An 18,326-nucleotide genomic window follows, 5' to 3' on the forward strand; every position below is an offset into this window, starting at 1 on the left:
GACGCATTTCTCATCTGTTTTGTCAGGTTAGAAGACCTCAGCGCGTGGGTTCAGCCCAAAGCATAACCTGCGCCACGCACCGTGCGCACCGGATCTTCGCCGCCGTGCTGGCACAAGGCCTTACGCAGCCGACCGATATGAACATCGACCGTGCGGGTGTCCACATAGATGTCGCGCCCCCAGACCCGATCCAGAAGCTGTTCACGCGACCAGACGCGGCCCGGTTTCTCCATGAAGGTGGACAGAAGCCGGAACTCGGTCGGGCCGAGCTTCAGGGCCTCTTCGCCACGAGTCACGCGGTGGGTCTCGGAATCAAGACGGATGTCTTCGAATTCCAGCACCAAGCCCGTGGAGGCCGGACGCACGCGCCGCAACTGGGTGCGCACACGCGCCATCAGTTCGATCACCGAATAAGGCTTCACCACATAATCGTCGGCACCGGTCTCAAGTCCGCGCACACGATCCACCTCTTCGGAGCGCGCCGAGAGCATGATGATCGGAATATCACGCGTGTCGGGGCGGGTTTTCAGGCGGCGGCAGATTTCGATGCCCGAGACCCCCGGAAGCATCCAGTCCAGCACAATGATGTCGGGACTGTCCTCATCCACATAGAGCAACGCGTCATCACCGTTCTCGGCTTTGGAGACGGCAAACCCTTCGGCTTCGAGGTTATAGGCGAGGACTTCCCGTTGTGCGGGCTCGTCCTCGACCACAAGAACGCGGGGTTGATCGGCAGACATCAGGCGTCCTCCACACCCAGATCAGGTTGCGAGGAGGTCACATCCCCTTTCGGGCGTGCCTCGTCGGGCATTTCACCGGTGGTGAGGTAGATCACCTGTTCGGCAATCGAGGTGGCATGATCGCCCATGCGCTCGATGTTCTTGGCGATGAAATGCAGGTGCATACAGGCGGTGATGTTGCGCGGGTCTTCCATCATATAGGTCAGGAATTCGCGGAACAAAGCGTTATACATCTGGTCCACATCAAGGTCGCGGTGGCGGACTTCGCTGGCCAGACCTGCGTCGCGCTGGATATAGGCATCAAGTGCGAGACGCAGCATTTCCTCAACCTCGCGCGCCATGCGGCGGATAGAGGGCGCGGCCCCTTCGATGGGCGACATGTTGACCAGAACACCGGTGCGCTTGGCAAGGTTCTTCGCATAGTCGCCGCAGCGTTCGAGATTGGTGGAGATTTTCATCACCGTCAGAACCGTGCGCAAATCACCCGCTGTCGGAGAGCGCAGCGCCAGAAGACGCGCGGCCTCCTCGTTCACGTCTTCTTCGAGCTTGTCGATGGCGATGTCGGCCTTGCGCACCTTTTCGGCCAGTTCCACATCGCGCTCTTCGAGCGCTTGTGCGGCATCCTTGATGGCCACTTCCACCAGACCGCCCATTTTCATGATCATCGCCTGAATGGATTCGAGATCGCGGTCGAACGCCGAGGCAATATGTTTGCTGTCGTTATGCATGGGTCTCTCCCTTAGCCGATCCGGCCGGTGATATAGCTTTCGGTGCGTTCATCTTGCGGATTGGTGAAAATCTGTTCGGTGTCACCGTATTCCACAAGGTTGCCCAAGTGGAAGAACGCGGTTTTCTGGCTGACGCGGGCCGCCTGTTGCATGGAGTGGGTCACGATGACGACGGAGAAGTTCTCGCGCAGTTCGTCGATGAGTTCCTCGACCTGCAAGGTGGCAATCGGGTCCAGCGCAGAGCACGGCTCGTCCATCAGGAGCACTTCCGGTTCGGTCGCCACGGCACGCGCGATACACAGGCGCTGTTGCTGCCCGCCCGACAGACCGGTGCCCGGCGCGTCAAGACGGTCTTTGACCTCGTCCCAGATCGCCCCGCGACGCAGGGCCTTTTCCACGATCTCGTCGAGATCGGCCTTGTTCTTCGCCAGACCGTGAATGCGCGGGCCATAGGCGATGTTGTCATAGATCGACTTCGGGAACGGGTTCGGACGCTGGAACACCATGCCCACCTTGGCACGAAGCTGCACCGGATCGACGCGCTTGTCGTAGATGTCTTCGCCATCAAGCAAGATGTTGCCCTCGACACGGCAGATGTCGATCGTGTCGTTCATCCGGTTCAGACAGCGCAGGAAGGTCGACTTGCCACAGCCCGACGGACCGATAAAGGCGGTCACGGTCTTGTCGCGGATTTCCACATCGACATCCTTGATCGCATGGGTGTCGCCGTAGAAAACTTGCACGCCTTTGGCAGAGATTTTTGTGTCGTTCATATCCACGTCTTTTCTCACAATTCGCATATCGTTCATAGCTCTGTCCTCAACTCGTTTACCAACGGCGCTCGAAGCGGCGGCGCAGGATGACAGCGATGATGTTCATCGTCATCAGGAACATAAGAAGGATGATGATCCCGCCCCATGCACGTTCATAATACGCAGGGTCGGCACGTTTCGCCCATTCGTAAATCTGGGCCGGCATCGCGGAGTTCGGGTCCAGAAAGCCGCCGAGAAAACCGTCGGGCATATCGGAAGCGATGTAGCCCACCATCCCGATCAGCAGAAGCGGCGCGGTTTCGCCCAGAGCCTGCGCCAGACCGATGATGGTCCCTGTCAGGATGCCCGGCATGGCCAGCGGCAGCACATGATGGAAGACCGACTGCATCTTGGAGGCGCCCACACCCAGAGCCGCATCGCGGATCGAAGGCGGCACGGCTTTGAGGCTCGCCCGCGTCGAGATGATGATCGTCGGCAGCGTCATCAGCGTCAGCACGAGACCACCCACCAGCGGCGCGGATTGCGGCAGATGCGCGAACTGGATGAACACGGCCAGACCGAGGATCCCGAAGACGATGGAGGGCACGGCGGCGAGGTTGGAGATGTTCACCTCGATCAGATCGGTCCAGCGGTTCTGCGGCGCAAATTCCTCAAGATAGATCGACGCGGCCACCCCGATGGGCAGCGCGCAGAGCAGCACCACCAGCATCATGAAGAAAGACCCGACCATTGCCACGCCCATGCCGGCCTGTTCGGGGCGGCTCTCGGAGGCATCGGCACCAGTGATGAAATCCCAGTTGAAGCTCTTTTTCACGATACCTGCGTCACGCAACCCGTCAACGAGATCGAAATGCTCGGCGTCGATGTTCTTGTCGCGCTCCACGCTCTCGCGGGTCACACGGCCTTTGAGGTAGCCGTCCACACGCGAGGTCGCCAGCACGCGAAACTCGATGGTCTGGCCGATAAGATCGGGATTGGCGATCACCTCGTCGCGCAGTTGTGCCGCCGCAGAGGCCGAAATCAGCGCCTTCATGTCACCGCGTTTGGTGAAGGGGGTCTCGATCCCCTGCGCCTGCACTATGTCGAACACGGCCTGCTGGATCAGAGGATTGTAGCCGAAGGTCGACACTTTCTTGATGTCTTCGATGTCGCGGTTGCCCGCTTTGTCGAGCTTGGTCTCGTCCAGATGGACCGGCACGGTGAGGAAGGTCTGCTGGAACGCGCCCGTCCCGTTGGAGAAGATCGCGGTCAGCAGGATCACCAGAAACACCAGCCCCGTGGCAATCGCGGCAATCCCGAAAAAGCGGAAACGTTTTTCTGCGGCGTTGCGTTTTGCGGTGCGGGCGTCCTGAACGAGCAGGGAGTTGGCGGGATTGTTCATAGCATCAGACATCAGTCATATTGCTCCCGATATTTGCGCACGATGTAGAGCGCGAAGACGTTAAGGGCGAGGGTCAGGACAAAGAGCGTCATGCCGAGGGCAAAGGCCACAAGGGCTTCGGGCGAGGCAAAGTCACTGTCGCCGGTGAGCTGGCTGACGATCTTGGCGGTGACCGTAGTCATGGCTTCGAACGGGTTGAGCGACAGGCTGGCGGCGGCCCCTGCCCCCATCACCACGATCATGGTCTCGCCGATGGCACGCGAGGCGGCCAGAAGCACAGCCCCCACGATCCCCGGCAAGGCCGCTGGCAGAACCACCTGTTTGATGGTCTCCGATTGCGTGGCCCCCAGACCGTAAGAGCCGTCACGCATGGCCTGAGGCACGGCGTTGATAATGTCGTCGGACAGCGAGGAGACGAAGGGAATAAGCATGATCCCCATAGCAATCCCTGCGGTCATCACGGCGCGCTGACCTTGCATCCAGCCAAGCCCGCCATCATCCCCGAAGACACTCAGAAGCATCGGCCCGAGGGTCAGCAAGGCGAAAAGCCCGTAAACAATGGTCGGAATACCGGCCAGAACCTCAAGCATCGGTTTGGCAAAGGCACGCACTTTCGGTCCGGCATATTCGGAGAGGTAGATCGCGGCGAAAAGCCCGATAGGCACGGCCACCAGAAGCGCCACGATGGAGATGTAGAACGTCCCCCACAACAGCGGCAGAACACCAAGCGCCGAAGACCCGCCACGGCCAGAGAAACTCGGCGACCATTCCAGAAGCGTGAAGAAGTCCAACGCCGGATAGAGTTTGAAGAATTCGACCGTGTTGAAGATCAGCGACAGAACGATGCCCAAAGTGGTCAGAACCGCAACAGAGGCCCCTGCCATCAACATCGCCAGAATGCTGCGTTCGACAATATTGCGGGCGCGGAAATCCTTGTGGCTCTCCTTGAGCCCCCAGAGCAGTCCGACCAGAGCGACAAGGATCACCAGAGCGCTGCGGACCAGTTTGCCGGAGCCGTTCATGACGCGATATTTCTGCGCGGCGGCCAGAACCGGCTGGGTGATGTTCGAGGTCACGACCTGCCCTGCATCTTTCAGACGCTGGGTGATGTCGGTGAAATCCGTGCGCACGTTGCGTGCGGTGGCTTCGTCCATGAGACCTTCGTTGACAAGATGGTCGATCCCGTCCGCCGCACGGCGCACTTCGGCCATCACGAGGCCCAGATTTGACCCGTCGGCAATTTCACTTGCCGGGATCATGGAGGAGACCGTCTTGTTGATGATGAGGGGCTGAACGATGAGCGCGAACACCAGCACGAGAAAGGCGGGAACCGCTGCTTTCAGCGCCACGTTCCAGCCATAGTAGCTCGGCAGGGAATGAAGGTGACGTGCGTCGCCCCCCGCGCTTTGCATCGCGCGCCCGCGTCCGATCACATAGCCCGAGGCCGCGATCGCGAGTACGATTAAGACCAACCAGAGAAAAGGCATTGCCACCCCGTATGAAGTTTAAGTTGAAAAAGGTCTCAAAGAGGACGGGGCGGCGGGCAAGCCGCCCCGACTATATGCGAAGCACCAAAGAGAGGTGCCGGAAAACTTACTGCATCACGTCTTCAGCAGCGACAGCAGCCTGCGTGGCAGCCAGTTCGGGATCGGACACAAGACCGTATTCCGCCAGCGGGCCATCGGGGCCTGCAATCTCGTCGGAGACGAAGAATTCAGCAAATTCTTTCAGACCCGGGATCACACCGATGTGGGCTTTTTTCACATAGAAGTAGAGCGGACGGGAGACAGGGTATTCGCCGGAGGCGATGGTTTCTGTCGTCGGCTCGACACCGGACATGGTGGCCACTTTGAGCTTGTCGGTGTTGTTTTCATAGAAGGCCAGACCGAACACGCCGATGCCGTTAGAGTTGGCGTCGATGGAGGCGAGCGTTTCGGTGTAGTCGCCGTCGATGTCCACAGCGCGACCATCGGAAGCCACAGCGAGACAAGCGTCTTCCGCGTCATCTTCAGACATACCGCCAGCAATCATGGCTTCCATTGCGCCTGTGGCTTCACAGCCTGCTGCGATCACTTTTTCTTCGAACACTTCACGGGTGCCGTGCTTGGTGCCCGGAATGAAGGCGAGAATGTCTTCGGCCGGAAGATCGGCGTTGAAGTCGGACCACTGTTTGTAAGGGTTGTCGACCAGCGCACCGTCGACGACAACTTTCGGTGCCAGAGCGTTGAAAATGTCGGAAGGCGTGAAGGTGGTGTAGGCCGGACCGTCGAGCTGCGAGGCAAACACGATGCCGTCATAGCCGATGCGCACTTCGATGATGTCGGTCACGCCGTTTTCGGCACAGGCCGCGATTTCCTTGTCGCGGATTTTGCGCGATGCGTTGGCAATGTCGGTTTGCTCTTCGCCAACACCTTGGCAGAAACGTTTGAGACCTGCGGAAGACCCGCCGGATTCCACGACCGGTGTCGGGAAGTCAAAGTTCTCGCCAAAGGCTTCGGCCACGATGGAGGCATAGGGAAGAACTGTGGAGGACCCGGCGACTTGCACCTGATCACGGGCAGAGGCTGCGGAGGCCGAAACGGCTGCGATCGCGATCGCGGAAGCGGTCAGTTTCACAAAGGACATGGTTTGCTCCTGAATTTGCATAATGTCCGAGAGCGGTATTGCTCTCTTGCAGGCGGTTTAGGTGGTGGCTGCAATGCTTTTGTGAAACTTATGTAACAGTTACATGACAGATGGCGTGTTTTTCCTAGACATCTTGTAAATTTGCGCAGGAAAACGCCTCCGAACGGGGCTTTCACACGGGGTTTTGTGACAGGCGGGAAAGATATGTGACAGTCTGTGACGCGCACGGAACCGGCGGCATCTCCGGCGAGAATCGTGCCAACAGGCACCGCACTGGCCTCAAGGCATACGGGATTTAAATCAAACTGGCCTCAGCGCGTAACCCTTATTCGTAAGGCAGGATGACAGAGAAACAACTGCCCTGCCCCACATGGCTCTCGACACGCAGGCGTCCGCGGTGGCGGTTCAGAATGTGTTTCACAATGGCCAGCCCCAGCCCCGTGCCGCCCATCTCCCGCGAGCGGTGCGAATCCACGCGGTAGAACCGTTCGGTCAGACGCGGGATGTGCTGGGTGGCAATGCCCTCACCCTGATCCGAAATGTCCACGCGGATTGCGGAACTGCGCATGGTCGGCTCCACCGCGTGCGAGGTCAGACACACATGCACCTCTTTGTCGCGCCCTCCGTATTTGATGGCGTTCTCGATCAGGTTGGTAAAGACCTGCGTCAACTGGTCATGATCGCCGGGCACCTCTTCGGTCCCGTCCGCTCCTTCGAGGATCAGGTCGACCCCCTGCGCTTCGGCCACGGGATGCAGGCTGTTGACGACAGAGCGCAGCACGGCGGGAATATCGACCTGATCTGTCGGTCGCACGCGCCGTTCCGCCTCGACACGCGACAGGGACAAAAGATCGCCCACGATGCGATTCATCCGCTGCGCTTCGCGGGACATGATCTCCAGAAAGCGTTTGCGCGCGACATCATCCTCGGAGGCCGGTCCCAGAAGCGTTTCGATAAAACCGAGCACCGCCGTCAAAGGCGTGCGCAACTCATGGCTGACATTGGCGACAAAATCGCGGCGCATCTGTCCGGCTTCGTTCAGCTCGGTCTTGTCTTCGAATGCCACAGTCACACAGGCGAAATCCGCAACCGTCACAGGCCGCACCACAACGTCATACACCAGTTCGCGCTGGCTCTCCGTGATGCGATAAACCGTTTCCGCAGGCTCGGAGAGGCGCAGGACGTTCTCAATCGCATCCAGCAGCATCGGCTGTCGCAGCACGGTGATATAGTGGCGCCCGACCATCGCCTCGCTAAAAAGCTGGCGCGCAGGGGCATTGGCCGCCATGATCCGCTCGTCGCGCCCGACCACGACCACCGGCAAAGGCATGGCATCGGCCACCGCCTCCATCATCTCGTCGCCATAAGTGACCTGTTTCAAACTGTTCAACATGGAATGTCCCGATTTTCGCCGTCTTAGAAGCGTTTCGCAAAACCCTCCACGGGTCTTCGGGAAACGCCTGCCACCCTATTGATGTCCTCGGCGCTTCACAATCAACTTGCGCAATCCATCCGACGTCCAAGTGGATCCAGACAGGTTTTAACGCCCTCATGTAACCGTCTCATGACAGCGCTCGTCTTATGGACAACTCACCACCGGAACCGCACAGCGGGTTTTGCATTTCACGATACTTTTTCATTTTAGGAAAAAATAGCATTGCATTTTCCATACTTTACCCCTTTTGTCACAAATCAATGAGTCACAAAATCGGAACCCGTCATGGGCAGCATGCGGCAGAACATATTCGGTGATCTCATCGCACATCCCGACGCGGCTGATGCCGCGCCCCGAAGGATGGTCCTGATGGTGGGTGATCCGCAACGGATGCAAATGCTGAAAAAGTATTTCCCGCAGCGCACCGGTTTTTTCCTGATCGAGTTTTCCGATCTGACGCCGGACATTCTCAAAAGCATTGCCCCCGACAGTGTCGTGGCTCCGGCGCTTTGCGCACAGTTCGACTGTCTTGAACTGGCGGAGCTCCTCCATCGCGCGCGGTTCAAAGGTCGCATCCGTGCCATTCCCAAAGGACTGCCTCGTCCAGAGATCATCCGCGAGGAAATCGCCAGCCTCTACCCGTCTCTCGACTTCGATATGCTGGACCTCACTCCCGTCCAGCTTGTCCAGATCCGCGCGTCGCTGCACTAACTGCTGCACCCACCTTTTGGCGTGGCGTCGGGAACACCACCCCGCCTCAGTCGAGTGGCTTCAACCCGTCGCGGAAGCGTTGCGCGTTTTGCTGATAATGCAAGGCAGAGGCCTTGAGCCCCGCGATTTGCGCCTCGCTCAAAACCCGCACCACCTTACCAGGGCTGCCCATGACCAGAGAATTGTCAGGGATTTCCTTGCCTTCCGTGATGAGCGCACAGGCCCCGATCAGGCAATTCCGGCCGATCTTTGCCCCGTTCAACACGGTCGCGCCCATGCCGATCAGGCTGTTCTCGCCAATCACACAGCCATGCAACATCGCCTTGTGCCCGATGGTGCAGCCCGCGCCGATACTCAGCGGAAAGCCCATATCGGTGTGCAGCACGGAGTTTTCCTGAATATTCGTGCCCTCGCCCACGTGGATCGCCTCGTTGTCCCCTCTGAGCGTGGCCCCGAACCAGATATTCGCGCCTTCCTCCAAAATCACCTTGCCGATGACATTGGCATCCGGCGCCACCCAGTAATCGCCATTTTCCGGCAAGACCGGCGCGTGATCGTTCAATGCGTAGAGCGTCATCCTTCCACCTCCTCGAATTCGGCCTGAAGCCCGCGCACAAACTCCATCAAGCCCGGCTGCTGCGCACGGCGCAGGCGTTCGGCCTCGATGATGGTTTTGAGACGCGCAAAACTGGTCTCCAGATTGTCATTCACCAGAACATAATCATAGCCGTCCCAATGGCTGATTTCGTCCCAGCTTTTCTCCATCCGCTTCGCAATCGTCTCCGCGCTGTCCTGACCGCGGGTCTCCAGACGGCGGCGCAATTCCTTGATCGACGGCGGCAGTACGAAGACCGACAGAACATGGTCGCGCAGCACGGAATTGGCGATCTGTTGCGCGCCTTGCCAGTCCACATCGAACAACACATCGCGCCCTGACTCAATCGCCTTGCGCACAGGGGCCGCAGGGGAGCCGTAGAAATTGCCGAACACATGGGCATGTTCGAGCATTTCGCCCTCGGAGACCATCTGTTTGAAGCGGGCCTCATCGACAAAGTGGTAATGCACCCCGTCCTCCTCGCCCTCTCGCGGTGCGCGGGTGGTGGCAGAGACCGAAAACCTCAGGGTCTCGTCCCAGCCCATCAACTGACGCGCCAAAGTCGATTTCCCCGCCCCCGAAGGCGAAGACAAAATGATAAGAAGACCACGCCGGTCGGCTGCCATGTCTGTGCTCCCTTGACCTGTCCGGACCCCTGCCCGAACCTTGCTCCGTCTATAGCGGCTGGTCGCCGTGAAGGCCAGTATTGCGCGTCATTGTGAGGGGCTTCCTTGGCCTGAACAAGGCCGCCCAAGGATAAAATACGACCGTATATGCAAGACGACACGCGGTCCGATTGAGAGACTCACTTTGCATTTGCAGCGTCACAATTTAGTCCAGTTTCTTCCATTTTCTACCCGAACCGCTCCGATTTCGCGGTTTCCATAAAATTTTAGAAAAATGTGGATCATTAAAGGAATGCTAAGGGCCGAGATTTTCAAAATTCCCATAAGATATTGGCGTTTTTATACCTTTTCGGGACGTGCCGCATTGCCCCTTTACAAATCGCTAAGGTTTCCACGACGATTTTTCAGAACTTTTGGCCCTGTGTTAACCAATGATTAGGTTTTTGCTCCAAATCTGGCAAACTCATGGCATATTCCGGTCAAGCCAGCGGGGCCTCCGGATAACGGAATAGTCGGCGTGGGGGCGTGTGCGGGATGCGAGCGTGAGAGCCAGTTCCGCAATTCAGTCGCACCCGTCAGTGCGCCCCGAAATCAATGTGCCCCGACCGGCGGAAACCGGCGAACGGAAAGACCCGAAGCGACCCGCAAAGGGCATGGATCGTGCAGTAAACAGGTGTTGTGATGAAAATCGAATATGTGAACGGAGACAATGTCGTTTCCCTTATGCCCCGACGCTTGGATATGCATTTTCCGGCGGTCAAAACGGTTGAGGCCTATTGGGAAGGTTTGCGCAACGGACGACCGGTGCCAGCACGCTCCGAAATCGATCCGCGCGGCATGCAACCGGCGCTGGAATTTGCCTTCATCCTTGAACGCGTCGCGCCCGGCGTGGCGCGGTTCCGCCTATCGGGCATGCATCTGACCGATCTAATGGGCATGGAAGTGCGTGGCATGCCCCTGACCGCGATGTTCGTGCCGGAGAGCCGCGCGAAACTCTCCGAAGCGCTCGAAGCCGTGTTTGAAACACCGCAGGTCAGCGTTGTGACCTTGAAGGCCGAGCGCGGAATTGGTCGGGGCGAGATGGAGGCGCAGCTTTTGCTCTGTCCGCTGAAATCCGATCTCGGCGATGTGAACCGCGTCCTTGGCTGTTTGCAATCCAAAGGCGACATCGGTCGCCAGCCGCGCCGGTTTGAAGTGGTCAGCATCCAGTCGCGCCCGCTGCTCGGTAATCCGATGGATCAGACATTCCAGACAACGACCAAAGGCACCCCCGTTCCCGCCGGATTTGCCGAGGCGAAAAAAGCCTATGAGGACAGCCGCTCCGCCCTGAGCCCGCAGGAGGGCGCGACGCAACAGCCCCCCAGACCTCCGAGTTCCAGGAAACCCTTTCTGCGGCTTATAAAGTCGGATGATTAAGCTATTTCGCGACAGGCGTCACAGGGTATTGAGACCCGCGAAATCAGGAAAATTCAGGGCGCGGCCACAGGCTGCGCCTTTTCTTTTGCTTAACCATATCGGGACCGGATCACGTCAAGACCGGATCACGTCAAGACATGAAAAAGCCGGGCGCAAACCCGGCTTTTAACAGTCTGTTTTGAAATGGCTTTACGCCGTCGCGGCCACCGCTTCCGGTGTCTGGCCCTTTTGCAGTTCTTCGGCCACGAGGAACGCCAGTTCCAAAGATTGCGATGCGTTGAGACGCGGATCGCAAGCGGTGTGATAACGGTCAGCGAGGTTTTCGTCCGACACAGCCTGCAAACCACCCGTGCATTCGGTCACGTCCTTGCCGGTCATCTCGACATGCACGCCGCCCGGAATGGTGCCCTGATCACGGTGCACCGCGAAGAACTCCTGCACTTCAGAGAGGATCGCGTTGAACGGACGGGTTTTGTAGCCCGTCGAGGACTTGATCACATTGCCATGCATCGGATCACAGGACCAAACGACATTGGCGCCCTCGGATTTGACGGTCTCGACAAGACGCGGCAGATGGTCGGCGACTTTCCCTGCCCCGAACCGTGCAATCAACGTCAGACGCCCCGCTTCATTTTCAGGGTTCAGTTTCGCCATCAGCACCTTGAGGTCTTCGGCGGTGGTGGTCGGGCCGCATTTCAGACCGATCGGGTTCTCGACCCCGCGGCAGAATTCGACATGGGCCCCGTCCGGCTGACGTGTGCGGTCGCCGATCCAGATCATGTGACCGGAGCCTGCAATCGTTGCGCCGGTGGTGCTGTCCACACGTGTCAGCGCCTCTTCATATTCCAGCAAAAGCGCCTCATGAGAGGTGTAGAAATCCACGGTGTGCAGGTCGTGGTTGTTCTCGGAGGTCATCCCCGCCGCTTTCATGAAATCGAGCGCATCCTGAATGCGGTTCGCCATGTCGCGGTATTTCTCGGCCTCATCGGATTCGGTAAAGCCAAGCGTCCAGGCGTGCACCCGATGAATATCGGCAAAGCCACCCTTCGAGAAGGCGCGCAGCAAGTTCAGCGAGGCAGCCGCCTGTGTGTAGGCCTGCAACATCCGGTTGGGATCGGGAATCCGCGCCTCGGGCGTGAAGTCGAAACCGTTGATGATGTCGCCACGATAGGACGGCAGTTCCACGCCCCCCGCCGTTTCGGTCGGTGCCGAGCGCGGCTTGGCGAACTGGCCGGCCATGCGGCCCACTTTGACCACCGGCACTTTCGCCCCAAAGGTCAGCACCATCGCCATTTGCAGCATGACTTTGAACGTGTCGCGAATCTGGTCCGCACCGAATTCGGCAAAGCTCTCCGCACAATCGCCGCCCTGCAACAAAAACGCCTCGCCACGGGACGCTTTCGCCAGATCGCGTTTCAATTTACGCGCCTCGCCGGCAAAGACGAGCGGCGGATATTTGGCAAGCTGCGCCTCTACAGCGTTCAGCGCGGCCACGTCCGTATAGTCGGGCATTTGCACACGCGGTTTGTTGCGCCATGCGGTTTTCACCCAATCCGTCATCGTCTTTACTCCAAAATCTTGGTCATCTCTCCTCCCCCATATGCGTGTTAGCGCACACAGAAGTCCGTAGACTTATAAGCAGGAGACGGGCGTGAGAAAACCCAAAAGAGACAGAAAATTTCGCAGAATTCGCAATCAACTGCCTAATTCATGCGCGTTATGTCAAAAAACACTGCGGCACGCTTGCGGCCAAAGTCTCTTTGGCTTGCCTGCGATGCACAGCCCCTCTCACGGCGTGGTTCAATTATATCCCCAATAGACCCTCCAGACAAACCCTCGGACAAAGCCTCGACCTTTATCGTTTCATATCGTGAGTCGTCTTTTCAAAGCGTAAACGGCCAGTTCGTTTCCCTGAAACCGCGCACCAGACGCAGGTCACATGAAAACGGCCCCACATGCTGTTCAGAACCTAGGCAAATGCAAAAAAATCGATCAGCAAAACACGCCATCGTCTTTCCAATCGCAAAAACCCTGTCTAGTCTGCGCCACAGGACAAGATCCAAACAGGGAGTATTCCATATGAAAAAGCTGCTTCTGGCGTCTACCGCCGCAACTCTGATGGCGGGCGCAGGCTTTGCCGAAGACGTCAAGGTCGGGATTATCCTCGGCTTCACCGGACCGATTGAATCGCTGACGCCTGACATGGCAGCCAGTGCCGAACTGGCTCTGAAAGAAGTGAGCGACAGTGGCGCTTTCTTGGAAGGCTCGACCATCACCCCCGTGCGCGCGGACAGCACCTGTGTCGATGCCGCAGCCGCCTCTGCAGCCGCAGAACGTCTGATCACCTCCGACGGTGTTGTGGCGATCATGGGCGCGGATTGCTCCGGTGTGACCGGCGCGGTTCTCTCCAACGTGGCAGTGCCCAACGGTGTTGTGATGATTTCCCCGTCCGCCACATCGCCGGGGCTGACCACGGTTGAAGACAACGGCCTGTTCTTCCGCACCTCGCCTTCCGATGCGCGCCAAGGGGAAATCCTTGCCGAAGTGCTTGAAGAAAAGGGCATCTCTTCGGTGGCTGTGAGCTACACCAACTCCGATTACGGCAAGGGCCTTGCCGACGCATTCGAGGCGGCCTTTGACGGTGAGATCACCATCAACACCTCTCACGAAGACGGCAAGGCCGACTATTCTGCCGAGATCGGTGCGCTGGCCTCTGCTGGCGGCGACGTGCTTGTGGTGCTTGGTTATGTGGACCAAGGCGGCAAGGGCATCATTCAGGCCGCTGCCGACACCGGTGCGTTTGACACCTTCCTGATGGGTGACGGCATGTATGGCGACAGCCTTGTAGCCGATCTTGGTGATATTGTCGAAGGTTCCATGGGCATTGTGCCTTGGGCAGAAGGCGAAGGCACGGATGCGTTCAACGCACTGGGCGAAGCCGCTGGCATCAACGTCTCCTCTGCCTATACCCGTGAAAGCTATGACGCGGGCGCTCTGATCGCTCTGGCCATGGCCAAAGGTGGCGAAGCCACCAAAGAGGCGGTCGCAGCCAATGTGCTTGAGGTGGCCAATGCGCCGGGTGAGAAAATCCTGCCCGGTGAACTGGACAAGGCGCTCAAGATTCTCGCAGAGGGTGGCGACATCGACTATGTCGGCGCAACCAATGTCGAGCTGATCGGACCGGGCGAAGCCGCAGGCACCTATCGCTATTACACCATCACCGATGGCGACTTCGAAACGGTCGACATCCGCTAAGTCGCGGTAAAACCATCATTGGCCCGGGGCGCGTCTCATGCGTTCCGGGCTCACTGTTCCGGCCATCTCACAAAGGCCGGACCATATACGGGGACACTGACACATGATCGAAGTGCGTGATTTGCACATGCATTTCGGCGGTTTTCGTGCGGTTGATGGGGCCTCGCTCACGCTCGAGCAAGGATCGATCACAGGGCTCATCGGGCCCAATGGCGCGGGGAAAACGTCGCTTTTCAACTGTATTGCAGGGGTGTTGACCCCGACCTCCGGACAGGTGTTCTTCGATGGCGAAGACATCACGGGGCTCAAACCGCACGAACTGTTCCACAAGGGCATTTTGCGCACCTTCCAGATCGCGCATGAATTCGGCTCCATGACCTGCCGCGAGAACCTGATGATGGTGCCTGCGGGCCAGTCGGGCGAGACGCTCTGGAACACATGGTTCGGACGCAAACGCATTGCCGAGGAAGAACGCGCTCTGCGTGCAAAAGCCGACGAAGTTCTTGAATTTCTGACGATTTCCCATATTGCCGATCTCAAGGCGGGCGAGATTTCCGGTGGCCAGAAGAAACTTCTGGAACTGGGCCGCACCATGATGGTCGATGCAAAGATGGTTTTTCTCGACGAGGTCGGCGCAGGTGTGAACCGCACGCTGCTCTATACAATCGGGGATGCGATCAAGCGGCTCAACGTCGAGCGCGGCTACACGTTTTGCATGATCGAACATGACATGGAATTTATCAAACAGCTTTGCGATCCGGTGATCGTCATGGCGCAAGGCAAGGTCATGGCCACCGGCAGCGCCAGCGAGATCATGCAGAACGAAGCGGTGATCGAGGCCTATCTCGGCACCGGTGTGAAGAACAAGAAAACGGAGGAGGCACAATGACTTTCCTCCATGCCAGTGAAATGCGCGGCGGCTATGGCGGTGCGGATATTCTGCACGGCTGCACGCTCACCGTGCAAAAGGGCGAGATCGCGGTGATCGTCGGCCCCAATGGCGCGGGCAAGTCCACCGCGATGAAAGCCGTATTCGGGATGCTCAAGCTGCGCGAGGGCGCTGTCTATCTCGACGGTGAGGACATCACCGGCCTCTCGCCTCAGGAACGGGTCTACAAGGGCATGGGCTTTGTGCCCCAGACCCACAATATTTTCCCGACCATGACGGTGCGCGAAAATCTGGAGATGGGGGCCTTCATCCGCAAGGACGAAATCGAACCGACAATTGAACAGGTCTATGAACTGTTTCCGGCGGTCTATGAAAAGCGCAACCAGAACGCGGGCGAGCTGTCCGGCGGTCAACGCCAACAGGTCGCAGTAGGCCGTGCGCTTATGACCCAGCCGAAACTTCTGATGCTTGATGAACCGACTGCAGGGGTCTCTCCCATCGTGATGGACGAGTTGTTCGACCGCATCATCGAGGTTGCCAAGACCGGTATTTCGATCCTCATGGTCGAACAGAATGCCCGTCAGGCGCTGGAGATCGCGGACAAGGGCTATGTGTTGGTGCAGGGCGCGAATGCCTATACCGACACGGGTGCCAACCTTCTGGCGGATCCCGAGGTCCGTCGCACATTTCTTGGCGGATAAGGAGAGGGCATATGGATATTCTCAACGCCCTTGTGGCATTCACCAATTTTGTGGTGGTTCCGGCCACCGCCTATGGCTCCCAGCTTGCCTTGGGGGCTCTGGGCGTCACGCTGATCTATGGCGTCCTGCGGTTTTCCAACTTTGCCCATGGCGAGACCATGTCCTTCGGCGCGATGGTCGTCGTGCTGGTCACGGGGCTGTTCCAAAGCTGGGGCCTGTCGCTCGGCGTACTGCCCACGGCGCTTCTGGCCCTGCCCTTCGGCATTCTCGCTACGGCGCTTCTGTTGCTGCTCACCGATCGCGTGGTCTACAAATTCTATCGCAAGGTCAAAGCCGTGCCGGTCATGTTCGTGATCGTTTCCACCGGCGTCATGTTCGTGATGAACGGCTTGGTTCGGATGGTTGTCGGGACAGATGACCGACGCTTTTCCGACGGAGCGCGGTTCGTCATCAATGCCCGCGAGTTCAAGGCATGGTCCGGCCTCAACGAGGGGCTTGCCCTCAAGACCACGCAGGTGATCACCGTGGTTGTGGCCATGATCACCGTGGCGGCCTTGTTCTGGTTCCTGAACAAGACCCGCACAGGCAAATCCATGCGCGCCTTTTCGGATAACGAAGACCTCGCGCTTTTGTCGGGCATCAATCCGGAGCGTGTGGTGATGATCACATGGCTTCTGGTGGCCGCACTCGCCACCATCGCAGGAACACTTTACGGGCTGGACAAGTCCTATAAACCTTTCATCTTCCAGCAACTCCTGCTGCCCGTCTTTGCCGCCGCCATTGTCGGAGGGATCGGCAACCCCTTGGGGGCTGTGGCTGGCGGTTTTGTCATTGCGTTTTCCGAAGTGACGCTGACCTATGCGTTCAAGAAGGTCGTGACCTATCTGGGACCGGACAGTTGGGCACCTGACGGGTTGGTGCAGCTTCTCTCGACCGATTACAAATTCGCGGTCTCCTTCGCGATCCTGATCATCGTTTTGCTGTTCAAACCCACGGGGCTTTTCAAGGGGCAATCGATATGACCCAAGCACAGACACAAACATCGACCACCACCCTGCCCCGTGCGCCGCTCTACTTCGCGGCCATGGCGGTTCTGATCGCAGCGGTCGGGTTTCTTCAGTCGTGGAACTCCGCTCTCTCCATTCTCAACATGGGGCTGATCTCGGCCATCATGGCGCTGGGGGTGAACCTGCAATGGGGCTATGCGGGCCTGTTTAACGTGGGCGTGATGGGCTTCACCGCCCTAGGCGGTCTCGCCGTAGTCCTGACCTCCATGCCGCCTGTGCCAGCGGCATGGTCTGCGGGCGGCGGGCGGATGATCCTCGCGCTGCTGGTTGGTGTCGGCACGATTGCTCTGGCGGTTTTGACCTATCCGCGCCTGCCGAAAACGCGGCTGCGTGGTGTGATCCTGACCGTCATTCTGGTTGGCGGTTTCTTCGCCTTCCGCGCGCTCTTCGATCCGGCCGTGGAAGCCATCGAAGCCGTTGATCCCGCCGTGTCCGGCTATCTCGGCGGTATGGGCTTGCCGGTGATTTTTGCATGGCCTGTGGGTGCCTTGCTCGCCGCAGGGGCTGCATGGCTGGTGGCGAAAACCGCTTTGGGCCTACGGTCGGATTACCTCGCCATAGCCACTTTGGGCATTGCAGAAATCATCCTCGCGGTTTTGAAAAACGAAGACTGGCTGTCGCGTGGCGTCAAGAACGTCAACGGCCTTCCGCGTCCTGTGCCCTATGAGATCAACCTGCAACAAAATGAGTGGTTCCTCGGCCTTATGGCCAAACTCGGCATGGATCCGGTCACTGGGTCGTCGATCTTCGTCAAGCTGCTCTATGCGGGAATTTTTCTGGCAGTGATCTTTGTCATCGTCGTGGCGATGGAACTGGCGCTCAAAAGCCCTTGGGGCCGGATGATGCGTGCGATCCGTGACAATGAAGTGGCCTCCGAAGCTATGGGCAAGGATGTCACCGGACGGCATTTGCAGATTTTCGTTCTGGGGGCAGCCATCATCGGCTTTGCCGGTGCGATGATGACCACGCTGGACGGCCAATTGACCCCCACCACCTATCAGCCCCTGCGCTACACCTTCCTGATCTGGGTGATGGTGATCGTCGGCGGATCGGGCAACAACTGGGGCGCGGTTCTCGGCGGTATGCTGATCTGGTTTTTGTGGGTCGAGGTCGAACCCATCGGCGCATGGATCGTCAATGTTCTGACCTCTGGTCTGGAGGACGGCTCTGCGCTCAAGGCCGGTCTGATCGAACGCGTGGCCTATATGCGCTATCTGACAATGGGCGTGATCCTTCTCGTGGTACTGCGGTTTTCGCCCCGCGGGCTTTTGCCAGAGAAATAGGAGTTTGGGAGAGCGGCCCCACAAACATAAGATGTAGAAAAGGCGGCTCGAAAGGCCGCCTTTTTTCGTCATTCCGGAATAGAGCTGCGCCCGTTTGCGCG

At 58.5% G+C, this 18,326-nt stretch carries 17 protein-coding genes; 7 read left to right on the plus strand and 10 right to left on the minus strand.

Translation table 11 applies throughout. The features are described 5' to 3' along the window. Positions 1 to 50: 50 nt before the first annotated feature. The 7 genes from phoB to KO492_RS12300 form a co-directional block, all read right to left on the minus strand. Positions 51 to 740 (minus strand): phosphate regulon transcriptional regulator PhoB, encoded by a 690-nt coding sequence (gene phoB / locus KO492_RS12270; protein WP_216045232.1) that lies wholly within the window; start codon positions 738 to 740, stop codon positions 51 to 53. After that, positions 740 to 1,468, minus strand: a complete 729-nt coding sequence (gene phoU / locus KO492_RS12275; RefSeq protein ID WP_216045233.1) for a phosphate signaling complex protein PhoU — start codon at positions 1,466 to 1,468, stop codon at positions 740 to 742. The genes phoB and phoU overlap by 1 nt, the downstream gene beginning before the upstream one ends. Before the next feature lie 11 nt (positions 1,469 to 1,479). Further along, positions 1,480 to 2,277, minus strand: coding sequence for a phosphate ABC transporter ATP-binding protein PstB (gene pstB / locus KO492_RS12280; protein WP_066600072.1), 798 nt, complete (start codon positions 2,275 to 2,277; stop codon positions 1,480 to 1,482). Between the two features lie 19 nt (positions 2,278 to 2,296). Beyond that, positions 2,297 to 3,634, minus strand: coding sequence for a phosphate ABC transporter permease PstA (pstA, locus tag KO492_RS12285; protein WP_216045234.1), 1,338 nt, complete (start codon positions 3,632 to 3,634; stop codon positions 2,297 to 2,299). Beyond that, on the minus strand, positions 3,634 to 5,109 hold the full coding sequence (gene pstC / locus KO492_RS12290; protein WP_216045235.1) for a phosphate ABC transporter permease subunit PstC: 1,476 nt from the start codon (positions 5,107 to 5,109) through the stop codon (positions 3,634 to 3,636). The genes pstA and pstC overlap by 1 nt, the downstream gene beginning before the upstream one ends. 106 nt (positions 5,110 to 5,215) lie before the next feature. Further along, positions 5,216 to 6,247 (minus strand): substrate-binding domain-containing protein, encoded by a 1,032-nt coding sequence (locus KO492_RS12295; protein ID WP_066600059.1) that lies wholly within the window; start codon positions 6,245 to 6,247, stop codon positions 5,216 to 5,218. A 325-nt stretch (positions 6,248 to 6,572) separates the two neighbouring features. Continuing rightward, positions 6,573 to 7,640: an ATP-binding protein gene (locus KO492_RS12300; protein ID WP_216045236.1), complete on the minus strand. Its 1,068-nt coding sequence runs from the start codon at positions 7,638 to 7,640 to the stop codon at positions 6,573 to 6,575. Between the two features lie 327 nt (positions 7,641 to 7,967). Here KO492_RS12300 and KO492_RS12305 point away from each other — a divergent pair, with 327 nt between their 5' ends. Continuing rightward, positions 7,968 to 8,393 (plus strand): hypothetical protein, encoded by a 426-nt coding sequence (locus KO492_RS12305; protein WP_216045237.1) that lies wholly within the window; start codon positions 7,968 to 7,970, stop codon positions 8,391 to 8,393. 46 nt (positions 8,394 to 8,439) lie between these two features. Here the strand turns inward: KO492_RS12305 and KO492_RS12310 are convergent, their stop codons facing one another. Both KO492_RS12310 and gmk read right to left on the minus strand, forming a co-directional pair. Next, complete coding sequence (locus KO492_RS12310; protein WP_216045238.1) at positions 8,440 to 8,970, minus strand: gamma carbonic anhydrase family protein; 531 nt, start codon at positions 8,968 to 8,970, stop codon at positions 8,440 to 8,442. Beyond that, positions 8,967 to 9,614, minus strand: coding sequence for a guanylate kinase (gmk, locus tag KO492_RS12315; RefSeq protein WP_216045239.1), 648 nt, complete (start codon positions 9,612 to 9,614; stop codon positions 8,967 to 8,969). The genes KO492_RS12310 and gmk overlap by 4 nt, the downstream gene beginning before the upstream one ends. Before the next feature lie 681 nt (positions 9,615 to 10,295). On the opposite strand from gmk, the gene KO492_RS12320 reads away from it, so the two are divergent. Then, positions 10,296 to 11,030 (plus strand): PAS domain-containing protein, encoded by a 735-nt coding sequence (locus KO492_RS12320; RefSeq protein ID WP_216045240.1) that lies wholly within the window; start codon positions 10,296 to 10,298, stop codon positions 11,028 to 11,030. A gap of 189 nt (positions 11,031 to 11,219) precedes the next feature. On the opposite strand, the gene KO492_RS12325 is transcribed toward KO492_RS12320, so the two are convergent. Beyond that, the gene (locus KO492_RS12325; RefSeq protein ID WP_216045241.1) at positions 11,220 to 12,590 is read right to left on the minus strand and encodes a class II 3-deoxy-7-phosphoheptulonate synthase; all 1,371 of its coding nucleotides are present in this window, start codon (positions 12,588 to 12,590) and stop codon (positions 11,220 to 11,222) included. A 519-nt stretch (positions 12,591 to 13,109) separates the two neighbouring features. Here KO492_RS12325 and KO492_RS12330 point away from each other — a divergent pair. The 5 genes from KO492_RS12330 to KO492_RS12350 all read left to right on the plus strand — a co-directional run bounded on the left by KO492_RS12330 (position 13,110) and on the right by KO492_RS12350 (position 18,225). Then, on the plus strand, positions 13,110 to 14,285 hold the full coding sequence (locus KO492_RS12330; protein WP_216045242.1) for an ABC transporter substrate-binding protein: 1,176 nt from the start codon (positions 13,110 to 13,112) through the stop codon (positions 14,283 to 14,285). Positions 14,286 to 14,388: 103 nt separating this feature from the next. Further along, positions 14,389 to 15,174: an ABC transporter ATP-binding protein gene (locus KO492_RS12335; protein WP_066600026.1), complete on the plus strand. Its 786-nt coding sequence runs from the start codon at positions 14,389 to 14,391 to the stop codon at positions 15,172 to 15,174. Continuing rightward, positions 15,171 to 15,875, plus strand: coding sequence for an ABC transporter ATP-binding protein (locus KO492_RS12340; RefSeq protein ID WP_216045243.1), 705 nt, complete (start codon positions 15,171 to 15,173; stop codon positions 15,873 to 15,875). Before KO492_RS12335 ends, KO492_RS12340 begins: the two co-directional genes overlap by 4 nt. 11 nt (positions 15,876 to 15,886) lie before the next feature. Beyond that, positions 15,887 to 16,897 (plus strand): branched-chain amino acid ABC transporter permease, encoded by a 1,011-nt coding sequence (locus tag KO492_RS12345; protein ID WP_216045244.1) that lies wholly within the window; start codon positions 15,887 to 15,889, stop codon positions 16,895 to 16,897. Beyond that, complete coding sequence (locus KO492_RS12350; RefSeq protein WP_066600015.1) at positions 16,894 to 18,225, plus strand: branched-chain amino acid ABC transporter permease; 1,332 nt, start codon at positions 16,894 to 16,896, stop codon at positions 18,223 to 18,225. Before KO492_RS12345 ends, KO492_RS12350 begins: the two co-directional genes overlap by 4 nt. Positions 18,226 to 18,326: the final 101 nt, after the last annotated feature.

Origin of the sequence: Celeribacter halophilus (assembly GCF_018860305.1) — a bacterium.
Classification (GTDB): Bacteria; Pseudomonadota; Alphaproteobacteria; order Rhodobacterales; family Rhodobacteraceae; genus Celeribacter; species Celeribacter halophilus_A.